We start from the raw sequence: 17,539 nt of genomic DNA on the forward strand, positions 1-17,539 counted from the left end.
ACGCCGAGATCGCCCATATGCGGCTCCTCGGACGGGGCGCGCGTCCGGGCGAAGCCTGTAAGGCTGGGGCGGACCTCCAAGCGAAGGGAGAAGTGGTGCTCGGCCTACCCGACAGCGTGCGTGCCCTCCTGTTCGACCTCGACGGCGTCCTCACCCGGACCGCCGACCTCCACGCCAGGGCGTGGACGGAGACCTTCGACGAGTTCCTCCGGGACCACGCCGCCCGCACGGGCGAGCCCTTCGTCCCCTTCGACCCGGTGGCCGAGTACGCCGCCCACGTCGACGGGAAGCGGCGGGTCGACGGCGTGCGTGACTTCCTCGGCAGCCGCGACATCACCCTGCCCTACGGCACCCCCGCGGACAGCCCCGAGCGGGAGACCCTCCACGGCATCGGCAACCGCAAGAACGAGCGTGTCCTCAAGCTGATCACGACCGAGGGCGTCGAGGTGTTCCCCGGCTCGCTGCGCTACCTCGACGCCGCGCGCGCGGCGGGACTGCCGTGTGCCGTCGTCTCCTCCAGCGCGAACGCGGCGCTCGTCCTGGACGTCACGGGCCTCGAGGACCGCATCGACGTCCTCGTCGACGGCTCGGTCGCCCACGCCCTCGACCTGCCCGGCAAGCCGGCGCCGGACACCTTCCTCGAGGCCACCCGCCGCCTGGGGCTGACCCCGCCCGAGGCCGCGGTCATCGAGGACGCGCTCGCGGGCGTCGCGGCGGGCAGGGCCGGCGGCTTCGGCTACGTCATCGGCGTCGACCGCCTCGGGCAGGCCGACGCGCTGCGGGAGCAGGGCGCGGACGTCGTCGTCGCGGACCTCGAGGAGCTCCTGTGACGGGTCCGACCCTCCCGGTCGAGCCCTGGTGCCTGCGCGAGCGCGGCCTGGACCTCGAGACGCTCGGGCAGATGGAGTCGCTCTTCGCGCTGTCCAACGGCCACCTCGGGATGCGGGGCAACCTCGACGAGGGGGAGCCGGTGGACCAGCAGGGCACCTACCTGTCCGGCTTCTTCGAGCACCACCCGCTGCCCTACGCCGAGGGCGGCTACGGCTACCCCGAGTCCGGGCAGACGATCGTCAACGTCACCAACGGCAAGCTCATCCGTCTGCTCGTCGACGACGAGCCCTTCGACATGCGCTACGGCGAGGTCGTCTCCCACGAGCGCGTCCTCGACCTGCGCGCCGGGACCCTGCGCCGGGAGACGGAGTGGGTCTCCCCGGCCGGGCGGCGGGTCGTCGTGCGCTCGACGCGGCTCGTCTCCCTCACCCACCGCGCCGTCGCCGCCATCGAGTACGAGGTGGAGCCCGTCGACGGGCCGGCACGCGTCATCGTCCAGTCCCAGCTCGTCGCCAACGAGACACCCCCGGAGGTCGACGACGGCGACCCCCGCGTGGCCGCCGCGCTCCAGGACCCGCTCGCAGCCGTCTCCCAGGACGTCGAGCAGGACGGCGCGATCCTCCTCCACCGCACCCGCACGAGCGGGCTGCTCGTCGCCGCCGGGATGGACCACGACATCGAGTGCCCGCACCAGTACGAGGTGGAGCACGAGGCGCGGGAGGACTGGGCCCGCACGACCGTCGTCACCGTCCTCCAGCCCGGGGAACGGCTGCGGGTGGTGAAGAACGTCGCCTACGGCTGGTCGGGCACCCGCAGCGAGCACGCGCTGCGTGACCAGGTGGCCGCCGCGCTCACCAGCGCGCGGTACGCCGGGTGGGACTCCCTCGTCCGCGACCAGCGGGCCTACCTCGACGACTTCTGGGGCTCGGCCGACGTCGAGGTCGACGGGGACCCGATCCTCCAGCAGGCGGTGCGCTTCTGCCTCTTCCAGGTGCTGCAGGCCGGGGCGCGGGCCGAGGGCCGGGCGATCGGGGCCAAGGCCCTCACCGGGACGGGCTACAACGGCCACACCTTCTGGGACGTCGAGGGCTTCGTCCTGCCCGTCCTCGTCATGACGGCACCGGGCGCCGCCGCGGACGCGCTGCGCTGGCGCGCCTCGACGCTCGACCTCGCCCGCGCGCGCGCCGCCACCCTCGGGCTGGCCGGGGCGGCCTTCCCGTGGCGCACCATCCAGGGGGAGGAGACCTCGGCGTACTGGCCGGCCGGCACCGCCGCCTTCCACCTCAACGCCGTCGTCGCGCGTGCCTTCGAGTACTACCGCCTCACCACGGGCGACGACAGCCTGGACCGTGAGTGCGGCGCCGAGGTGCTCGTCGAGACGGCCCGCCTGTGGATGTCGCTGGGCCACCACGACCGCTCCGGCGCGTGGCACGTCCAGGGCGTCACCGGCCCCGACGAGTACACCGCCGTCATCGACGACAACGTCTTCACCAACCTCATGGCCGCGCGGAACCTGCGCTCGGCGGACGCGACGTGCGAGCGCAACCCGGACATCGCCGTCGCCCTCGGGGTGGACGACGACGAGCGGGAGGCGTGGCGGGCCGCGGCCGCCGCCGTCCACATCCCCTACGACGCCGAGCTCGGCGTCCACCCGCAGTGCGAGGGCTTCACCCGGTACGGGGAGTGGGACTTCCACGACGGCGAGACGCGCTACCCGCTCATGCTCCACGCGCCCTACTTCCAGCTCTACCGCAAGCAGGTGGTCAAGCAGGCCGACCTTGTCCTCGCCATGCACTGGTGCGGTGAGGAGTTCACCGCCAAGGACAAGGCGTGGAACCTCGACTACTACGAGCGCCGCACGGTCCGGGACTCCTCGCTGTCGGCCTGCACGCAGGCCGTCATGTGCGCGGAGGTTGGCCACCTCGACCTCGCCCACGCCTACCTCCACGAGGCGGCGCTCGTCGACCTGCGCGACCTCCAGGGCAACACGGACCAGGGCCTGCACATCGCCTCCTCGGCCGGGGCGTGGACGGCCCTCGTCGACGGCTTCGGCGGGATGCGGGAGCGCGGGGACCAGCTGTGCGTGGCGCCGGCGCTGCCGGCCTCGGTGACGCGACTGGCCTTCCGCGTGCTCTGGCACGGCATGGCGGTCCAGGTGGAGGCGACCCACGACGAGGTGACGTGCACGCTGCTGAGCGGGAACGGGGAGGGGATGTCGATGCAGGTCTACGACGAGGAGGTGCTCGTGCGCGCCGGGCAGCCGGTGACGCGGCCGGTCCAGCGGCGCGAGCCGCTGCTGCCCGCGCCGCCGCAGCCGGTGGGCCGCACCCCGCGGCCGGCCGGGCGCGACCCGCTCTCGGTCGCGCGGAGCGCGTCGTGAGCACCGCTGGCCCGGGCGAGGCGGAGGCCGTCGCCGCGATGGAGGCCGCCGGCCTGGCTCACACCGTCACGCGGCACGGACGGGTGAGCAGCCTGGAGGAGGCCGCCGCGGCCCGCGGCGTCGAGCCCGCGGCGATCGTCAAGACGATCGTCGTGCGGCGCGCGGAGGAGGACTACCTCTTCGTGCTCGTCCCCGGGGACCGGACGATCTCGTGGCCCAGGCTCCGGACGCTGCTCGGGGTCAACCGCGTGTCGATGCCCGACGCCGCCACGGCCCGGGAGGTCACCGGCTACGAGCGCGGCACCATCACGCCCTTCGGTGCGCTGCGCGCCTGGCCGGTGATCGCCGACGAGCGGGTGCGGGGCACCGTCTCGATCGGGGCCGGTGCCCACGGCGTCGCCGTGACGGTCGACGGCGCCGCCCTCGTGACGGCGCTGGGCGCCCAGGTCGCCGACGTCACCGAGCCCGCCTGACACCGTCGCGCAACCCGGCCCGCCGGGGAGCGGTCGGTGGGATGCTGGAAACCCGCCGACGGGAGTCGAGATGTCGCTCGAGGTCCTGGGACCGCGCGCCTGCCGCCGCCTGCTCGAGCAGGTGTCCGTGGCCTGGCTCGCCCACTGTGCCGACGGCGCCGTCCACATGGTGCCGGTGAACTTCGCCGTGCACGGCACCGAGATCGTCGTCCACAGCGTCTACGGCCGCTCGCTCACCGCCGTCGCCGAAGGGCGGCTCATCACCCTCGCAGCGGGCCACTTCGACGAGGAGGCCCGGACCGGCTGGTCGGTGACCGTCACCGGGCGGGCGCACCTCGTCGGCGACCCGCTCGTCAACCCCGGGGCCCCGGACGCGGACGTCTGGGCCGACCTGCCGTCCACCGTGCCCGTCGCCGTGCCGATGACGACGGTCACCGGCCGGCGGGTGCAGCGCTGAGGGCTACTGGAGGAGCGTGCGGTCGTCGAGGCCGGCGCCGGCCTGGGCGAAGGCGCTGAGCAGGTCCGGGACCGTCGCGCGCTCCTTGCGCTCGCCGGAGATGTCGACGACCACCCGGCCCTCGTGCATCATGATGAGCCGCGTGCCCACCCGCAGGGCCTGGTCCATGTTGTGGGTGACCATGAGCGTGGTGAGGTGGTGGCGCTCGACGGCCTCGGCGGTGAGGCGCGTGATGAGGTCCGCGCGCTGGGGGTCCAGGGCCGCGGTGTGCTCGTCGAGGAGGAGGATCTTCGGCTCGCTGAAGGTCGCCATGAGCAGCGACAGCGCCTGGCGCTGACCGCCGGACAGCAGGCCGACCTTCATCTTGAGCCGGTTCTCCAGGCCCAGCTCCAGGGACGTGAGCTCGGTGCGGAAGAAGTCCCGCTTCGTGCGGGTGACCCCCAGCCGCAGGCCGCGCGTCTTGCCGCGGGCGTAGGCGATCGCGAGGTTCTCCTCGATCGTCATGTCCGGGGCCGTGCCGGCGAGCGGGTCCTGGAAGACGCGGCCCACGTGCGCGGCGCGGCGGTGGTCGGGCAGGCGCGTGACGTCGTCGCCGTCGACGGTGATCGTGCCCGAGTCGGGGCTGATCCGGCCGGCGACGGTGTTGAGGAGCGTCGACTTGCCCGCGCCGTTGGAGCCGATGACGGTGGCGAACTCGCCCGGCGCCAGGCGCAGGGAGATCCCGGCGAGCGCGACCCGCTCGTTCGGGGTGCCGGGGAAGAAGGTCTTGGTGACCGAGTCGATCGCGAGCATCGTCACTGGCCTCCGGCCGGCGTCGTGGTCGTCGCTGCCGTGCGGCGCAGCGAGCGCAGGGCGCCCACCCGCCGGAACACGCCCCACCGCGGCAGGAGCAGCGCGGTGACGACGAGGACGGCGGAGACGAGCTTCATGTCGTTGGCCTCCAGCCACGGCACCTGGAGGGCGAGCTGGATCACCACCCGGTAGAGGATCGAGCCGAGGACGACGGCGAGCGTCGAGATGACGATGACCCGCGAGCCGAAGACGGCCTGGCCGAGGATGACAGAGGCGAGGCCGGCGATGATGAGGCCGATCCCCATCGAGATGTCGGCGAAGCCCTGGTACTGGGCGACGCCCGCACCCGCGAGGCCGACGAGCCCGTTGGACACGGCCAGGCCGAGGATCTTCGTGCGGTCGGTGTTGACGCCGAAGCTGCGGATCATCGCCTCGTTGTCACCGGTGGCCTGCAGGGCCAGGCCGGTGTCGGTGTGGAGGAACCAGTCGAGGGCGAGCTTCACGAGGAGTGCGATCGCCGCGAAGATCCCGATCGCCGCGGCCCCGCCGAGCAGGCCGTTCTCGCGCAGCGGCGTGATGAGCGTGTCCTCGCGCAGCAGCGGCACGTTGGCCCCGCCCATGATCCGCAGGTTGATCGAGTACAGGCCGATCTGGGTGAGGATGCCCGCGAGCAGCGGGTTGATCCCGCCCTTCGCGTGGAGCAGGCCCGTGATGACGCCCGCCCCCAGCCCCGCCGCGCCCGCGGCGAGCGTGGCGAGGGCCGGGTGGGTGCCGCCCGTGATGAGGACGGCGGCGGTCGCGGCGCCCGTGGTGAAGCTGCCGTCCACCGTGAGGTCGGGGAAGTTGAGGATCCGGAAGGTCAGGTAGACCCCCAGCGCCATCACCGCGTAGATGAGGCCGAGCTCGACGGCTGCGGGTAGTGCGGACACGGGTGCTACTCGATGACGGTGTCGGCGCGCCCGACGAGCTCGTCGGACAGCGTCACGCCCATCCGCTCTGCGGCGGCGGGGTTGACGACGAGCGGCCACTCGGTGAGCGTCTCGATGGGCATCTCGGCCGGGTCTGCGCCGTCCTGCAGGATGCGGACGGCCATCTCACCGGTCTGGTAGCCGAGCTGCTCGTAGTCGATGCCGTAGGTGGCGATCGCGCCACGCTCCACGGTGTCGCCGTCGGCGGACACGAGCGGGATCGACTTCGACTCGGCCACCTGGAGCAGCGCCTCGAAGGACTGGATGACGGTGTTGTCGGTGGGCACGTAGAAGGCGTCGACGTCGAGGGAGTCGGCGGCCTGCTGCACCTCACCGGAGTTGGTGATCGCGGCCGTCTCGACCTCCAGGCCGAGCTCGGCGGCGGCCTCCTGGGCCAGCTCGACCTGCACCTCGGAGTTCACCTCGCCGGAGCTGTAGACGATGCCGACGGTCTGGGCGTCCGGCGCGATCTCGGCGAGCAGCCCGAGCTGCTCGGCGACCGGGTTGAGGTCGCTCGTGCCGGTGAGGTTCGCACCGGGCGCCTCCCAGCTGTCGACGAGGCCCGCGGCCTCCGGCTCGGTGACGGCGGTGATGAGGATCGGGACGTCGGTGATCGCCTGCGCGGCCGCCTGCGCGGTGGGCGTGGCGATCGCCAGGACGAGGTCGTGCCCGGCGGAGGCGAAGCCGCTCGCGATCGAGATGGCGGTGGACTGGTCGCCCTGGGCGTTCTCCTCGTCGTACTCGACGTCGAGCCCGGCGTCCTCGAGGGCGGCCTTGAAGCCGACGAGGGAGGCGTCGAGCGAGGGGTGCGCGGCGATCTGCGTGACGCCGACGGAGTAGGTGCGGGCGTCGTCGCCCGAGCCGGTGCCGTCCTCGGACCCGCCGTCGTCGTTCCCGCAGGCGGCGAGGAGGAGGGCGGAGGCGGCCAGGGCGCCGGCCAGACGGAGGGAGGTGCGCGTCATCGGGAGGTCCTTCCAGGGGCACGTTTTCGCGTCGTCGAAGCGTACTGGACGTGACCGGTATATGAGAACGCCGTCTCAGGCGGTGGGTGACGTGTGGTGTCGGCACCCACGGGTAGGTTGTGGCCATGGTCGCGTACAGGTACCTCGGCAACAGCGGTTTCAAGATCTCGGAGATCGTCTACGGCAACTGGCTCACGCACGGGTCGCAGGTGGAGAACGACGTCGCCACGCGCTGCGTCCACGCCGCGCTGGACGCCGGCATCTCGAGCTTCGACACTGCCGACACCTACGCCAACACCCGCGCCGAGGAGGTGCTGGCCGACGCGCTCGCCGGCGTCCCGCGCCACGAGCTCGAGATCTTCACCAAGGTCTACTTCCCCATCGGGAAGAAGGGCCCCAACGACACCGGGCTGTCCCGCAAGCACATCCGCGACGGCATCGACGGGTCCCTACGCCGCCTGCGCACCGACTACGTCGACCTCTACCAGGCCCACCGCTACGACGTCGAGACCCCGCTTGAGGAGACGATGCAGGCCTTCGCCGACATCGTCCGCCAGGGCAAGGCCCTGTACATCGGCGTCTCGGAGTGGCCGGCGGACAAGCTCCGCGAGGGCCACGCCCTGGCCCGCGAGCTCGGCTTCCAGCTCGTCTCGAACCAGCCGAAGTACTCGATGCTGTGGCGGGTCATCGAGGAGGAGGTCGTGCCGGCCTCCCGCGAGCTCGGCATCGGGCAGATCGTCTTCTCCCCGGTCGCGCAGGGCATCCTCACCGGCAAGTACCGCCCGGGTCAGCCCGTGCCGGAGGGCTCGCGGGCCACCGACGCCGCCGGCGGCGCCCGGTTCATCGACCGCGACGTGCACGACGACGTCCTCCTCACCCGCGTCCAGGAGCTGCGTCCCGTCGCGGAAGAGCTGGGCCTGTCGATGGCGCAGCTCGCCGTCGCCTGGGTGCTGCAGAACTCAGGCGTCTCCGCCGCGATCATCGGCGCCTCGCGCCCCGAGCAGGTCGCCGAGAACGTCGCGGCCTCCGGGGTGGAGCTGCCGGCCGAGGTGCTCACCCGGATCGACGAGATCCTCGGGGACTCGGTCGTGCGCGACCCGTCCCTGACGAACGTCCCGGAAACGCGCTTCGCCTAGGCGCCGGGGAGGATGAGGAGCTCGCGCCCCCACTCGGTGGCGCGCTCCTCCTCCCCGTCGGCCAGCGGCCCCTCGCTGCCGTGGACGGCGAAGTGCTCCGGGGGTGCCACCACCGGCACCTTACGCTGCCGCAGCCGCCGCACGACGGCGCGGGCGGCGCTGCCGGGCAGCTTCGACTCGTGGGTGCGGGTGTCGTAGACGGCGACGGGCACGGTGAGCTCGCCGGCCTCCTCGAGCCACTCGCGGATGCCCGGACGCGGTTCCTCCTCGTCCCCGGCGCGCTCCATCGCCTCGCGGCGGGAGTCCGGCCGGCTGAGACCGAGGACGTGGGTGGGGGCGCCGATGACGAGGAGGTCGGCGTCGACCTCACCGAGCGGCGGGGCGTCCGCGACGTCGAGCACCTCGACGTCGGCGCCGCTGCGCAGCCCCTCGGCCACGGCCCGGGCCACCCGGCCGGTGTTGCCGAAGTGGGACTCGTACACGACGAGCGCCTTCATGTCGTCTCCTCCCGCGGTGGTCCCGTGAGGCTACTGGACGCCTCGCGCCGCGCGCGGGACGATGCCGGGCATGGCGATCGACCCGGACACCAAGGACTGGACGTGGGTGCTGGAGCGCCCGTGCCCCGAGTGCGGCACCGAGGCAGCCGCCCACACCCCGGCGACGACGGCGCAGGTGCTCGAGGACGCCGTCGTGCGCTGGGAGGCGGTGCTGCGCCGCCCCGACGTCGCGCGGCGCCCGGACGAGCGCACGTGGTCACCGCTGGAGTACGCGGCGCACGTGCGGGACGTGTGCGCGGTGTTCCGCGAGCGGCTCCGCCTCATCCTCACCGAGGAGGACCCGACCTTCGCGAACTGGGACCAGGACGCCGCGGCCGTCGCGGGCCGGTACGGCGAGCAGGATCCGGCCGCCGTCGCGGAGCAGCTGGCCGCGAACGCGCGCGCCGTCGGGGCGGACTTCGACTCCGTCGGTGAGGAGCGGTGGGAGCGCGCCGGGCTGCGCAGCAACGGCTCGCCCTTCACGGTGCGCACGCTGAGCCAGTACTTCCTCCACGACGTCCTGCACCACCTGCACGACGTCGGCGGCTGAGTTAGGCCGCCCGCACGAGGAGGACGACGACGTTGGCCAGCGCGATGGCCATCGCGGCGTAGAACGGCGCGCGGCCGGGCCGCCCGAGGGAGACGACGGCGAGCACCCCGGCGCCGGCGAGCACCGCCCACGCCCACGCCGGCACCGGGCCGTCCGGCCCCAGCACGGCGACGGCCGTGCCGGTGAGGAGGACGACGACGGCGAGCACCCCCGAGGCGCGTGCCCCGAGCCGGTGAGGCAGGCCGCGGACCCCGGTGGCGGCGTCGTCGGCGAGGTCGGGCAGGACGTTGACGACGTGCGCGCCCGCGCCGAGGAGACCACCGACGGCGGGCATCCACCACGGCGGCAGCACCGGCGGGTCCAGCGCCAGCCACGGCACCACCGGCAGCGCCGCGAAGGCGACGACGTAGGGCAGCCAGGAGACCACCGTGGACTTGAGGCCGAGGTTGTATGCCCACCCGCCGCCGACGAGGAGCAGGTGCGCCAGCGCTGCGCCCGGCCCGAGCGCGAGGGAGAGGGCGACGGTGGCCGCCAGGGTGAGGCCGAGCGCGACCGCGACCACCCGCGTGCTCAGCGCCCCCGTCGCCAGCGGCTTGTCGGCCCGCCCGACGGCCCGGTCACGGGCGGCGTCGAGGAGGTCGTTGGACCAGCCGATCGACAGCTGGCCGGTGAGCACCGCCAGGCCCACGAGCAGCGTGCCGCCCGGCCCGTGGCCCGCGCCGACGGCCAGCAGCACGGCCAGCGCGGTGACGACGACGGTCGGCGCCGGGTGGCTGGCGCGGGCGAGCGCGGCGATGACGGGCACCCGTGGAGGCTAGCCCGTACTCTCGGCTTGTGACTGAGCTGCTCGCCGTCGAGCCGGTGCTGCCCGAGTACCGCTACTCGCAGGGCGAGCTGACCGACGCGCTCGTCGACATCATCGGCCTGGACGAGCGCGGGGAGCGGCTCATCAGGCGGATCCACGCGGGCTGCGGCGTCGACGCCCGCCACGTGGCCCTGCCGCTCGAGCAGTACGCCGAGCTCCTCGACTTCGGGCAGACCAACGACGCCTTCATCGCCGCGGCCGTCGACCTCGGTGCGGAGGCGCTCACCCGGGCCCTCGACTCCGCGGGGCTGGCCCCGGAGGAGCTCGACCTCGTCGTCTCCACGACCATCACCGGCCTGGCCGTGCCGTCCCTGGAGGCGCGCATCGCCGAGAAGGTCGGGCTGCGGCGGGACGTCGTGCGGCTGCCGATCGTCGGGCTCGGCTGCATGGCCGGCGCCGCGGGGACCGCGCGCCTGCACGACCTGCTGGCCGGCCGGCCGGGCTCGGTCGGTGCGCTCGTCAGCGTCGAGCTGTGCTCGCTCACCGTCCAGCGGGGGGACGCCTCGGGGGCGAACCTCGTGGCGAGCGGCCTGTTCGGCGACGGCGCCGGCGCGGTCGTCGCCACCTCCAGCGGCGTCGCGACGGCGGGGCTGCCGCGGGTCGTGGCCGCCGCCAGCCGGCTCTACCCCGGGACGCAGGACGTCATGGGCTGGGACGTGCGCTCCACGGGGCTGCGGATCGTCCTGGGCGCCGAGGTCCCCGAGCTCGTCCGCGACAACGTGGGGGCCGACGTCGTCGCCTTCCTCGCGGAGCACGGGCTCACCGTCGCCGACGTCGGCTGGTGGGTGTGCCACCCGGGCGGTCCCAAGGTCATCGACGCGCTCGCCGAGACCCTCGGCCTGCCGCTGGAGGCGCTGGCACTGACGACGGAGTCGCTCCGGACGGTCGGCAACCTCTCCTCGGCGTCGGTGCTCCACATCCTCCGGGCGGCGCTCGACGCGCACCCCGCACCCGGCAGCCACGGGCTCATGATGGCGATGGGCCCGGGGTTCAGTCTCGAGATGGTGCTCCTGGAGGCCACATGACGTCGCAGGTCCTGTTCACCGTGCTCATCGGCGCGGTCGCGCTCGAGCGGCTCGCCGAGCTCGTCGTCGCCAAGCGCAACGCCCGCTGGGCCTTTGCCCGCGGCGGGACGGAGAGCGGCGCCGGGCACTACCCGGTCATGGTCGTCCTCCACACCGGCCTGCTCGTCGGCTGCCTCGTCGAGGTGTGGGTCGCCGATCGGCCCTTCGTGCCGGCGGTCGGGTGGGTCATGCTCGCGCTCGCCCTCGGGTCACAGGCGCTGCGCTGGTGGTGCATCACGACGCTCGGGCCGCGCTGGAACACCCGCGTCATCGTCGTGCCGGACCTGCCGCTCGTGGCCCGCGGGCCCTACCGCCACCGGTGGCTGCGCCACCCGAACTACGTCGCCGTCGTCGTCGAGGGCTTCGCGCTGCCGCTCGTCCACGACGCCTGGATCACCGCCCTCGTCTTCACCGTGGCCAACGCCGCGCTCCTCACGGTGCGGATCCGCACCGAGAACCGGGCCCTGGCCACCGCGGTGCCGGCGGGTCGCTGAGGTGGACCTCGTCGTCGCCGGTGGCGGCCCGGCCGGGCTGGCCACGGCACTGCACGCTGCGGCGGCGGGGCTGAGCGTCGTCGTGCGGGAGCCGCGGGCCGGCGTCGTCGACAAGGCGTGCGGGGAGGGGGTCATGCCGGCCGGGGTCGCCCACCTCGCGGCGCTCGGCATCCGGCCCGAGGGCCGGGAGATCGTCGGGATCCGCTACTGCGCACCCGGCCGCAGCGCCGAGACCCGCTTCCGCGGGCCGGCCGGCCGCGGGGTGCGCCGCACCGAGCTGCACCGCGCGCTGCGGGAGGCGGTGCTCGACGCCGGCGTGCGGATCGAGCAGGGCCGGGTCCGCGAGGTACGGAACCAGCCGGGCGGCGTCGTCGTCGACGGCGAGGCGGCGGGCTACGTCGTCGTCGCCGACGGGCTGCACTCACCGCTGCGCCGCGCCCTGGGCCTCGAGGGGCGGACGCCCGGCCCGGCCCGCTACGGGCTGCGGCGCCACGTGCGCCTGGCACCGTGGACCGACCACGTCGAGGTGCACTGGGCCGCCCGCAGCGAGGCCTACGTGACGCCGGTGGCCGACGACGAGGTGGGCGTCGCGATCCTCACCTCCCGGCGCGCGCCCTACGAGGAGCAGCTCGCCGAGTTTCCCGAGCTCCTCGAGCGGCTCGCCGGCGCTCAGCCTGCGTCCACCGTGCGCGGCGCCGGCCCGCTGCGGCAGGCCTCGCGGCGGCGCGTGGAGGGGCGGGTGCTCCTCGTCGGGGACGCCTCCGGCTACGTCGACGCGCTGACCGGGGAGGGGATCAGCCTGGCGCTCGCCCAGGCGGAGGCGGCGGTGCGGTCCGTCGTCGCCGGGGACCCGGCCGGCTACGAGCGGGAGTGGCGCCGCATCGTGCGCCGCCACCGCCTGCTCACCCAGACGCTCCTCACGGTCGGAGCGTCCCCCGCCCGGCCGCTGCTCGTCCCGGCAGCCCAGCGGCTGCCGCGCGTCTTCGCCGCAGCCGTCAACGCCGTCGGCGGCTGAGCGGGCTACCGCTGCTCGACGCGCTCGGTGCCGCTCGGTCGCACGGGTGCGGAGGGCTCGTCGTCCCTGCCGTCCCCGGGAAAGACCGCGACGAGGACCGCGACGACGGCGGTGACGATTCCCAGGGCGACCGTGACGACGAGCATCGCCTTGAGATAGCTGCGCTCGTCGTCGCTGTCCACGTCACCGACACTAGCCGCGCGGCCCTCAGGGGAGCGTGCCGAGCGGCCACCGCTCCCCGGTCGCGCTGTCGATGAGGGCGGCCCGGGCGGCCTGCACCTCGAGCGGCAGGACCGCGTAGGCGACGTCCGCGACCACCGCCAGGTCGACGAGCCGGGCGCGAGGCACCAGGCTCAGGTGCGGCAGCCAGCGGCCGGGCACGTAGTGACGGTGCAGCTCGGCGCCCGTCGCGGTCACGGCCTCCACCACCGCCCGCTGCCGGCGGACGAGCTCTGCGGACGCCGCGGGCACGAGCCAGACGCGGCCGCGCGGCGCGGTGGCGACGGCGCTGAGGTGGAGGGTGAGCGGACCGCCGTCGGGAAGCGTCGCGACGGCGTCGTGGACGGCCGCGACGTCGAAGGACCGGAGCACCGCGTAGGACAGGTGAGGCAGGTGCGCGCCGTGGGTGTGGGTGGCCATGCTCGGCACGCCGGCGGCCTCGACCCGCCGCCACAGCTGCACGAGCGCACGTTCGTCCGCCGGGTCGAGGAGCAGGCAGACGGCGAGTGCCATGGTCGGTCCAGACTACGAGTGCTTGTGCGGCCGTGACGGCGGGGATAGACAGGAGCCATGCCTCTCGTCACCCGTCACCTCCTCGGTCCCGGCCCCACCAACCCCTACCCCGAGGCGACGGCGGGACTCGCCGCGCCGCTGCTCGGGCACCTCGACCCGGAGTTCATCCGCGTCATGGACGAGACCTGCGCGATGCTGCGCGACGTCTGGCAGACCGAGAACGCGCGCACGCTGCCGCTGTCGGCCACCGGCTCGGCCGGCATGGAGGCCGCCTTCGTCAACACGGTGAGCGAGGGTGACGTCGTCGTCGTCGCCGTCAACGGGCTGTTCGGTGAGCGGATGTGCGAGGTGGCCCGGCGCTGCGGCGCCGAGGTGGTGCGCGTGGAGCACGAGTGGGGGCAGCCGGTGGACGTCGAGCGCGTCGCCGCCGCGCACCCCGCCCCGAAGATCGTCGCGATGGTCCACGCCGAGACGTCCACGGGGGTGCGCTCCGACGTCGCCGCTCTCGGGCGGCTCAAGGGCGAGGCGCTGCTCCTCGTCGACGCCGTCACCTCCATCGGCGGCATCGAGCTGCGCGCCGACGAGTGGGGCGTCGACATCGGCTACGCCGGCACCCAGAAGTGCCTCGGCGTGCCGCCGGGCCTCGCGCCCTTCACGATCAGTGACCGCGCCTTCGCGCGGCGGGTCGAGACGCCGCGCTCCTGGTACCTCGACCTCGGGCTCCTCGGCGGGTACGTCGGTGGCACCACTGGCGGGGCTCGCACCTACCACCACACCGCGCCGACGGCGATGGTCGCCAGCCTCCACGGCGGGCTGCGGCGGATCCTCGACGAGGGCCTCGAGGCAGTGTGGACGCGGCACGAGCGCGCCGGCCGACGCCTGCAGGAAGGGCTGCAGGAGATGGGGCTGAAGCTCTTCGCCGCGGAGGGGCACCGGCTGCCCGAGCTCACCACCGTCATCGTCCCCGACGGCGTGGACGCCGCCGCTGTGCGCGGGGAGCTGCTCGAGCGGTACGGGATCGAGATCGGCGCCGGCGCGGGCCGGTACGCGGACACCGTGTGGCGTATCGGACTGATGGGGCCCAACGCCGACGACGCCGCCGTCGCCCTGGTCCTCGCCGCCCTCAAGGACGTGCTGCGCCGCTGAGCGGATGCGGGCGGTGCTGATGTCGGATCGAATGGGACGGGATGAGCACCCCCCTCGAGCAGTACGCCCTCCTGTCCGACCTCCGCACCGGCCCGCTCGTGTCACGCGACGGGAGCATCGACTGGCTGTGCCTGCCGCGGTTCGACTCCCCGGCCGTCTTCTGCGCGCTGCTCGGTGACGAGGACGACGGCCGCTGGCTGCTGCGCGCCGTCGACGGGGAGGTGGTCGAGCGGCGTTATCTGCCGCAGACCTTCGTCCTCGAGACGACGTGGCAGACGCCGACGGGCAGGGCGCGCGTCACCGACTTCCTGCCGCCGAGCACCACCCAGGGTGACCTCGTGCGGAGGGTGGAGTGCCTCGAGGGGGAGGTGGAGGTCGAGCACGACCTGCGCCTGCGCTTCGACTACGCGCGCTCGACGCCGTGGACCCGGCGGGTCGAGCTCGAGGGCGGGACACCGGCCCTCCTCTCGCTGGCCGGACCGGACGGCATCCTCATCACCGGGCCTCTCCTCCACTGGCCCGACGACGCGGACGAGCAGGACGACGCCGGCTCCGTGCAGCCCGGCGCCCACGGCGACGGGGAGGAGGAGGGCACCCGTGCGCCCCGGCTCGAGGGGACCTTCTCCCTGCTTGAGGGCGAGAGCCTCGACTGGGACCTCACCTGGTTCCCCTCCTACGAGGACCTGCCGGAGCCACCCGACGCGGACCGGGCGCTCGCCGAGGCCATCGAGTTCTGGAGCGACTGGGCCTCCCAGCTCGAGGTGCGCACCGACCACACGCAGATGGTCATCCGGTCCCTGCTCGTGCTGCGCGCCCTCACCCACACCGACACGGGCGGGATCGTCGCGGCGCCCACGGCGTCCCTGCCGGAGGACTTCGGAGGGGTCCGGAACTGGGACTACCGCTACACCTGGCTGCGTGACGCGGCCTTCACCATCGAGGTGGCGATCGCGCACGGCCTCACGAAGGGCGCCTCGCTGTGGCGGGACTGGCTGCTGCGCGCCGTTGCCGGCGACGCGGACGACATCAAGATCATGTACGGCCTCGGGGGCGAGCGGGAGCTCACCGAGCTCGAGCTCGACCACCTCGCCGGCTACGAAAACTCCCGCCCGGTGCGGATCGGGAACGGTGCGGCCGACCAGTACCAGGCCGACGTCGTCGGCGAGGTGATGATCGCCCTCCACGAGCTCCGCGAGGCAGGCGTCGCCGAGGACACCTACACGTGGGGGCTGCAGAAGAGCCTGCTGCGCTACTGCGAGAACAACATCGAGCGCAAGGACCACGGCATCTGGGAGATGCGCGGGGACGCGCACTACTTCACCCACGGCCGGGTGATGATGTGGGCAGCCTTCGACCGCGGTGTCCGCGCGGTCGAGGAGCACGGCCACGACGGCCCGGTCGAGCGGTGGCGCGAGCTGCGCGCCCGGCTGGCGGAGGAGATCGAGGAGCACGGCTTCGACCCGGAGCTGGGCTCCTACACCCAGACGTACGACGGCACCGAGGTGGACGCCTCGCTCCTCCAGCTGCCGCACACGGGGTACATCGCCTACGACGACCCGCGCATGCTCGGGACGGTCGCCCGCATCGAGGAGGACCTCCTCGACGCCGAGCACGGGCTGGTGCACCGCTACCGCACCGAGGTGGGGATGGACGGCCTGGAGGGGGAGGAGTACCCCTTCCTCCTGTGCGCGTTCTGGTTGGTGGAGCAGTATGCGCTCAGCGGCCGGGTGGAGGACGCCGAGCGGATGATGGACCACCTCGTCGGCTACTCCAGCGACCTGGGGCTCCTCGCCGAGGAGTACGACCCGGAGAGTGGGCGTCTGGCGGGGAACTTCCCCCAGGCCTTCAGCCACCTCGGGCTCATCCGCGCCGCCGACGCGATCCAGGCGGCCCGCGACTCCGGCTGACGCGGCTGACCGCGGCGGTCCTAGAAGGTCGGCGTGTCCGGTAGGCCCTGCCTGCGGCGGCGCTCGCGGGTCACCCGGCCGCCGGGATGACGGCGGTAGATGTGGCCGCTGGGGGTCACCCACTCGTAGGCGCCGCTGCCCAGGCGACGGAGCCGGAACGCACCGCTGGTCTTGAGGATGTGGTCGTGGGTGCAGAGGTCCTCGAGGCCGAGCATGGAGGTGGTCCCTCCGGCGTTCCACGGGACGATGTGGTCCAGCTGGCAGCCGCGGGCGGGGTGGGTGCAGCCGGCACGGACGCAGGTGCCGTCCCGCAGCCGGATGAGCTCGGCGAGCTCCGCGGGTGGCCGGTAGCGGGTGCGTCCGTGGTCCAGGACGGTGCCGGTGAGTGGGTCGGTGACGATCCGTCGCCACGTCCCGCCGAGTGCCGCGGCCCGGGCGACGGCGGGGGAGATGGGCCCGTAGCCCTCGAGGGTGGCTACCTCGGCCGGCTCGCGGTCGAGGAGGGCGAGCATGGCGTCCTCGTCGGGCAGCGGGGTGAGCTCCGCACCGGAGCTGCCGGCGGGCTTCGCGCGGGTGTCTTCGGCCGGCTTCGACGCCGGTAGGCCGAGCTGTCTGGCGATGTCGGGCGGGAGCAGGACTGAGAGCGGCACGAGGACGCGGATCTGGGCGCGCTGCCCGCCGATGTGGCCCACGGGCATGTGCCAACGGCGTGGCACGCTGCCGGCACTGCCGGGGGGCGGAGCATCCTCGGGCGGCTCGGGCGGCTCGGGCGGCTCGGGCGGCTCGGGCGGCTCGGGCGGCTCGGGCGGCTCGGGCGGCGCTGCGGTGGTGGAGGAACCCACTATGGGCGCACCTGTCCCCTCGGACCGGTGATCGGGTGGGTCGGGAGCAGCCGGATCCGGACCGGTGGTGCCCGGCGACGAGAGCCGGCCGGCGCCACCCTCCTCGGCGGCTGGTGTGGACGGGCCTGGGAGCGCCATCGGTGCTTCGGCCGCGGAAGTCTCCTCGACCGCTGAGGTGCTCGGCACCATCGTGTCGTCCGAGGGGCCGCTCGGTGCCGGCGAGGGGTCGCGTTCAGGTACCGCTGGCCGGTCGGGCGCCGGCTCGGGTGCGGCCGGTCCGTCGGGCACCGGCTGCTCAGTGGCCACGGTGGCGCCTGGCGGCAGTCCGACGTAGCCGAGCTCGAGCGCGGTGTGGCCCATGAGGGAGAGGATGTCCGCGCGGAGCTGGT

The 17,539-nt window shown here is 73.9% G+C and carries 19 protein-coding genes; 11 read left to right on the forward strand and 8 right to left on the reverse strand.

Annotation, left to right across the window (positions count from 1 at the left end):
* Positions 1-95: 95 nt before the first annotated feature.
* The 4 genes from H9624_RS07490 (at position 96) to H9624_RS07505 (ending at position 4,141) form a co-directional block, all read left to right on the forward strand.
* Positions 96-830, forward strand: coding sequence for a beta-phosphoglucomutase family hydrolase (locus H9624_RS07490; protein ID WP_251839256.1), 735 nt, complete (start codon positions 96-98; stop codon positions 828-830).
* On the forward strand, positions 827-3,211 hold the full coding sequence (locus H9624_RS07495; protein WP_251839257.1) for a glycoside hydrolase family 65 protein: 2,385 nt from the start codon (positions 827-829) through the stop codon (positions 3,209-3,211). The genes H9624_RS07490 and H9624_RS07495 overlap by 4 nt, the downstream gene beginning before the upstream one ends.
* 38 nt (positions 3,212-3,249) lie before the next feature.
* Positions 3,250-3,684: an aminoacyl-tRNA deacylase gene (locus H9624_RS07500; RefSeq protein ID WP_251839292.1), complete on the forward strand. Its 435-nt coding sequence runs from the start codon at positions 3,250-3,252 to the stop codon at positions 3,682-3,684.
* A 70-nt stretch (positions 3,685-3,754) separates the two neighbouring features.
* Positions 3,755-4,141: a pyridoxamine 5'-phosphate oxidase family protein gene (locus tag H9624_RS07505; protein WP_251839258.1), complete on the forward strand. Its 387-nt coding sequence runs from the start codon at positions 3,755-3,757 to the stop codon at positions 4,139-4,141.
* A 3-nt stretch (positions 4,142-4,144) separates the two neighbouring features.
* Here H9624_RS07505 and H9624_RS07510 read toward each other — a convergent pair whose 3' ends face one another.
* From H9624_RS07510 to H9624_RS07520, 3 genes are read right to left on the reverse strand one after another with little or no spacing between them, the layout of a single operon-like run.
* Complete coding sequence (locus H9624_RS07510) at positions 4,145-4,933, reverse strand: ABC transporter ATP-binding protein (RefSeq protein WP_251839259.1); 789 nt, start codon at positions 4,931-4,933, stop codon at positions 4,145-4,147.
* A gap of 2 nt (positions 4,934-4,935) precedes the next feature.
* Positions 4,936-5,862 carry an ABC transporter permease gene (locus H9624_RS07515; RefSeq protein WP_307784942.1) on the reverse strand — a complete coding sequence of 309 codons (927 nt, stop codon included), beginning with the start codon at positions 5,860-5,862 and terminating at the stop codon, positions 4,936-4,938.
* Between the two features lie 5 nt (positions 5,863-5,867).
* Positions 5,868-6,863 carry an ABC transporter substrate-binding protein gene (locus tag H9624_RS07520; protein WP_251839260.1) on the reverse strand — a complete coding sequence of 332 codons (996 nt, stop codon included), beginning with the start codon at positions 6,861-6,863 and terminating at the stop codon, positions 5,868-5,870.
* A 125-nt stretch (positions 6,864-6,988) separates the two neighbouring features.
* Here H9624_RS07520 and H9624_RS07525 point away from each other — a divergent pair, with 125 nt between their 5' ends.
* Positions 6,989-7,999 (forward strand): aldo/keto reductase family protein, encoded by a 1,011-nt coding sequence (locus tag H9624_RS07525; protein WP_251839261.1) that lies wholly within the window; start codon positions 6,989-6,991, stop codon positions 7,997-7,999.
* On the opposite strand, the gene H9624_RS07530 is transcribed toward H9624_RS07525, so the two are convergent.
* Positions 7,996-8,496, reverse strand: a complete 501-nt coding sequence (locus H9624_RS07530) for a flavodoxin family protein (RefSeq protein WP_251839262.1) — start codon at positions 8,494-8,496, stop codon at positions 7,996-7,998. The two genes, H9624_RS07525 and H9624_RS07530, sit on opposite strands and share 4 nt — an antisense overlap.
* 70 nt (positions 8,497-8,566) lie before the next feature.
* Here H9624_RS07530 and H9624_RS07535 point away from each other — a divergent pair, with 70 nt between their 5' ends.
* Positions 8,567-9,085, forward strand: coding sequence for a DinB family protein (locus H9624_RS07535; RefSeq protein WP_251839263.1), 519 nt, complete (start codon positions 8,567-8,569; stop codon positions 9,083-9,085).
* Position 9,086: 1 nt separating this feature from the next.
* Here the strand turns inward: H9624_RS07535 and H9624_RS07540 are convergent, their stop codons facing one another.
* Positions 9,087-9,890: a UbiA family prenyltransferase gene (locus H9624_RS07540; protein ID WP_251839264.1), complete on the reverse strand. Its 804-nt coding sequence runs from the start codon at positions 9,888-9,890 to the stop codon at positions 9,087-9,089.
* A 29-nt stretch (positions 9,891-9,919) separates the two neighbouring features.
* Here H9624_RS07540 and H9624_RS07545 point away from each other — a divergent pair, with 29 nt between their 5' ends.
* From H9624_RS07545 to H9624_RS07555, 3 genes are read left to right on the forward strand one after another with little or no spacing between them, the layout of a single operon-like run.
* Positions 9,920-10,975: a type III polyketide synthase gene (locus tag H9624_RS07545; protein WP_251839265.1), complete on the forward strand. Its 1,056-nt coding sequence runs from the start codon at positions 9,920-9,922 to the stop codon at positions 10,973-10,975.
* Positions 10,972-11,508, forward strand: a complete 537-nt coding sequence (locus tag H9624_RS07550; protein ID WP_251839266.1) for an isoprenylcysteine carboxyl methyltransferase family protein — start codon at positions 10,972-10,974, stop codon at positions 11,506-11,508. Before H9624_RS07545 ends, H9624_RS07550 begins: the two co-directional genes overlap by 4 nt.
* 1 nt (position 11,509) lies before the next feature.
* Positions 11,510-12,523: an NAD(P)/FAD-dependent oxidoreductase gene (locus H9624_RS07555; protein WP_251839267.1), complete on the forward strand. Its 1,014-nt coding sequence runs from the start codon at positions 11,510-11,512 to the stop codon at positions 12,521-12,523.
* A 5-nt stretch (positions 12,524-12,528) separates the two neighbouring features.
* Here H9624_RS07555 and H9624_RS07560 read toward each other — a convergent pair whose 3' ends face one another.
* Entirely contained in the window at positions 12,529-12,705 is a 177-nt protein-coding gene (locus tag H9624_RS07560) for a hypothetical protein (protein ID WP_251839268.1), read from the reverse strand.
* A gap of 25 nt (positions 12,706-12,730) precedes the next feature.
* Positions 12,731-13,255 carry a 2'-5' RNA ligase family protein gene (locus tag H9624_RS07565; protein ID WP_251839269.1) on the reverse strand — a complete coding sequence of 175 codons (525 nt, stop codon included), beginning with the start codon at positions 13,253-13,255 and terminating at the stop codon, positions 12,731-12,733.
* 57 nt (positions 13,256-13,312) lie between these two features.
* Here H9624_RS07565 and H9624_RS07570 point away from each other — a divergent pair, with 57 nt between their 5' ends.
* Both H9624_RS07570 and H9624_RS07575 read left to right on the forward strand, forming a co-directional pair.
* Positions 13,313-14,401, forward strand: a complete 1,089-nt coding sequence (locus tag H9624_RS07570) for a pyridoxal-phosphate-dependent aminotransferase family protein (protein ID WP_251839270.1) — start codon at positions 13,313-13,315, stop codon at positions 14,399-14,401.
* 41 nt (positions 14,402-14,442) lie between these two features.
* The gene (locus H9624_RS07575) at positions 14,443-16,308 is read left to right on the forward strand and encodes a glycoside hydrolase family 15 protein (RefSeq protein WP_251839271.1); all 1,866 of its coding nucleotides are present in this window, start codon (positions 14,443-14,445) and stop codon (positions 16,306-16,308) included.
* Positions 16,309-16,328: 20 nt separating this feature from the next.
* Here the strand turns inward: H9624_RS07575 and H9624_RS07580 are convergent, their stop codons facing one another.
* Positions 16,329-17,150 carry an HNH endonuclease signature motif containing protein gene (locus tag H9624_RS07580; RefSeq protein ID WP_251839272.1) on the reverse strand — a complete coding sequence of 274 codons (822 nt, stop codon included), beginning with the start codon at positions 17,148-17,150 and terminating at the stop codon, positions 16,329-16,331.
* Positions 17,151-17,539 lie beyond the last annotated feature (389 nt).

Origin of the sequence: Oceanitalea stevensii (assembly GCF_014837105.1) — a bacterium.
Taxonomy (GTDB): domain Bacteria; phylum Actinomycetota; class Actinomycetes; order Actinomycetales; family Actinomycetaceae; genus Oceanitalea; species Oceanitalea stevensii.

What these genes read in the sequence shown, in the direction of transcription:
- H9624_RS07500 (WP_251839292.1), top strand. Translation starts at nt 3,250, where the DNA reads ATGGAGGCCGCCGGCCTGGCTCACACCGTCACGCGGCACGGACGGGTG.
- H9624_RS07505 (WP_251839258.1), top strand. Translation starts at nt 3,755, where the DNA reads ATGTCGCTCGAGGTCCTGGGACCGCGCGCCTGCCGCCGCCTGCTCGAG.
- H9624_RS07510 (WP_251839259.1), bottom strand. Translation starts at nt 4,933, where the DNA reads ATGCTCGCGATCGACTCGGTCACCAAGACCTTCTTCCCCGGCACCCCG.
- H9624_RS07520 (WP_251839260.1), bottom strand. Translation starts at nt 6,863, where the DNA reads ATGACGCGCACCTCCCTCCGTCTGGCCGGCGCCCTGGCCGCCTCCGCC.
- H9624_RS07525 (WP_251839261.1), top strand. Translation starts at nt 6,989, where the DNA reads ATGGTCGCGTACAGGTACCTCGGCAACAGCGGTTTCAAGATCTCGGAG.
- H9624_RS07530 (WP_251839262.1), bottom strand. Translation starts at nt 8,496, where the DNA reads ATGAAGGCGCTCGTCGTGTACGAGTCCCACTTCGGCAACACCGGCCGG.
- H9624_RS07535 (WP_251839263.1), top strand. Translation starts at nt 8,567, where the DNA reads ATGGCGATCGACCCGGACACCAAGGACTGGACGTGGGTGCTGGAGCGC.
- H9624_RS07550 (WP_251839266.1), top strand. Translation starts at nt 10,972, where the DNA reads ATGACGTCGCAGGTCCTGTTCACCGTGCTCATCGGCGCGGTCGCGCTC.
- H9624_RS07565 (WP_251839269.1), bottom strand. Translation starts at nt 13,255, where the DNA reads ATGGCACTCGCCGTCTGCCTGCTCCTCGACCCGGCGGACGAACGTGCG.
- H9624_RS07570 (WP_251839270.1), top strand. Translation starts at nt 13,313, where the DNA reads ATGCCTCTCGTCACCCGTCACCTCCTCGGTCCCGGCCCCACCAACCCC.
- H9624_RS07575 (WP_251839271.1), top strand. Translation starts at nt 14,443, where the DNA reads ATGAGCACCCCCCTCGAGCAGTACGCCCTCCTGTCCGACCTCCGCACC.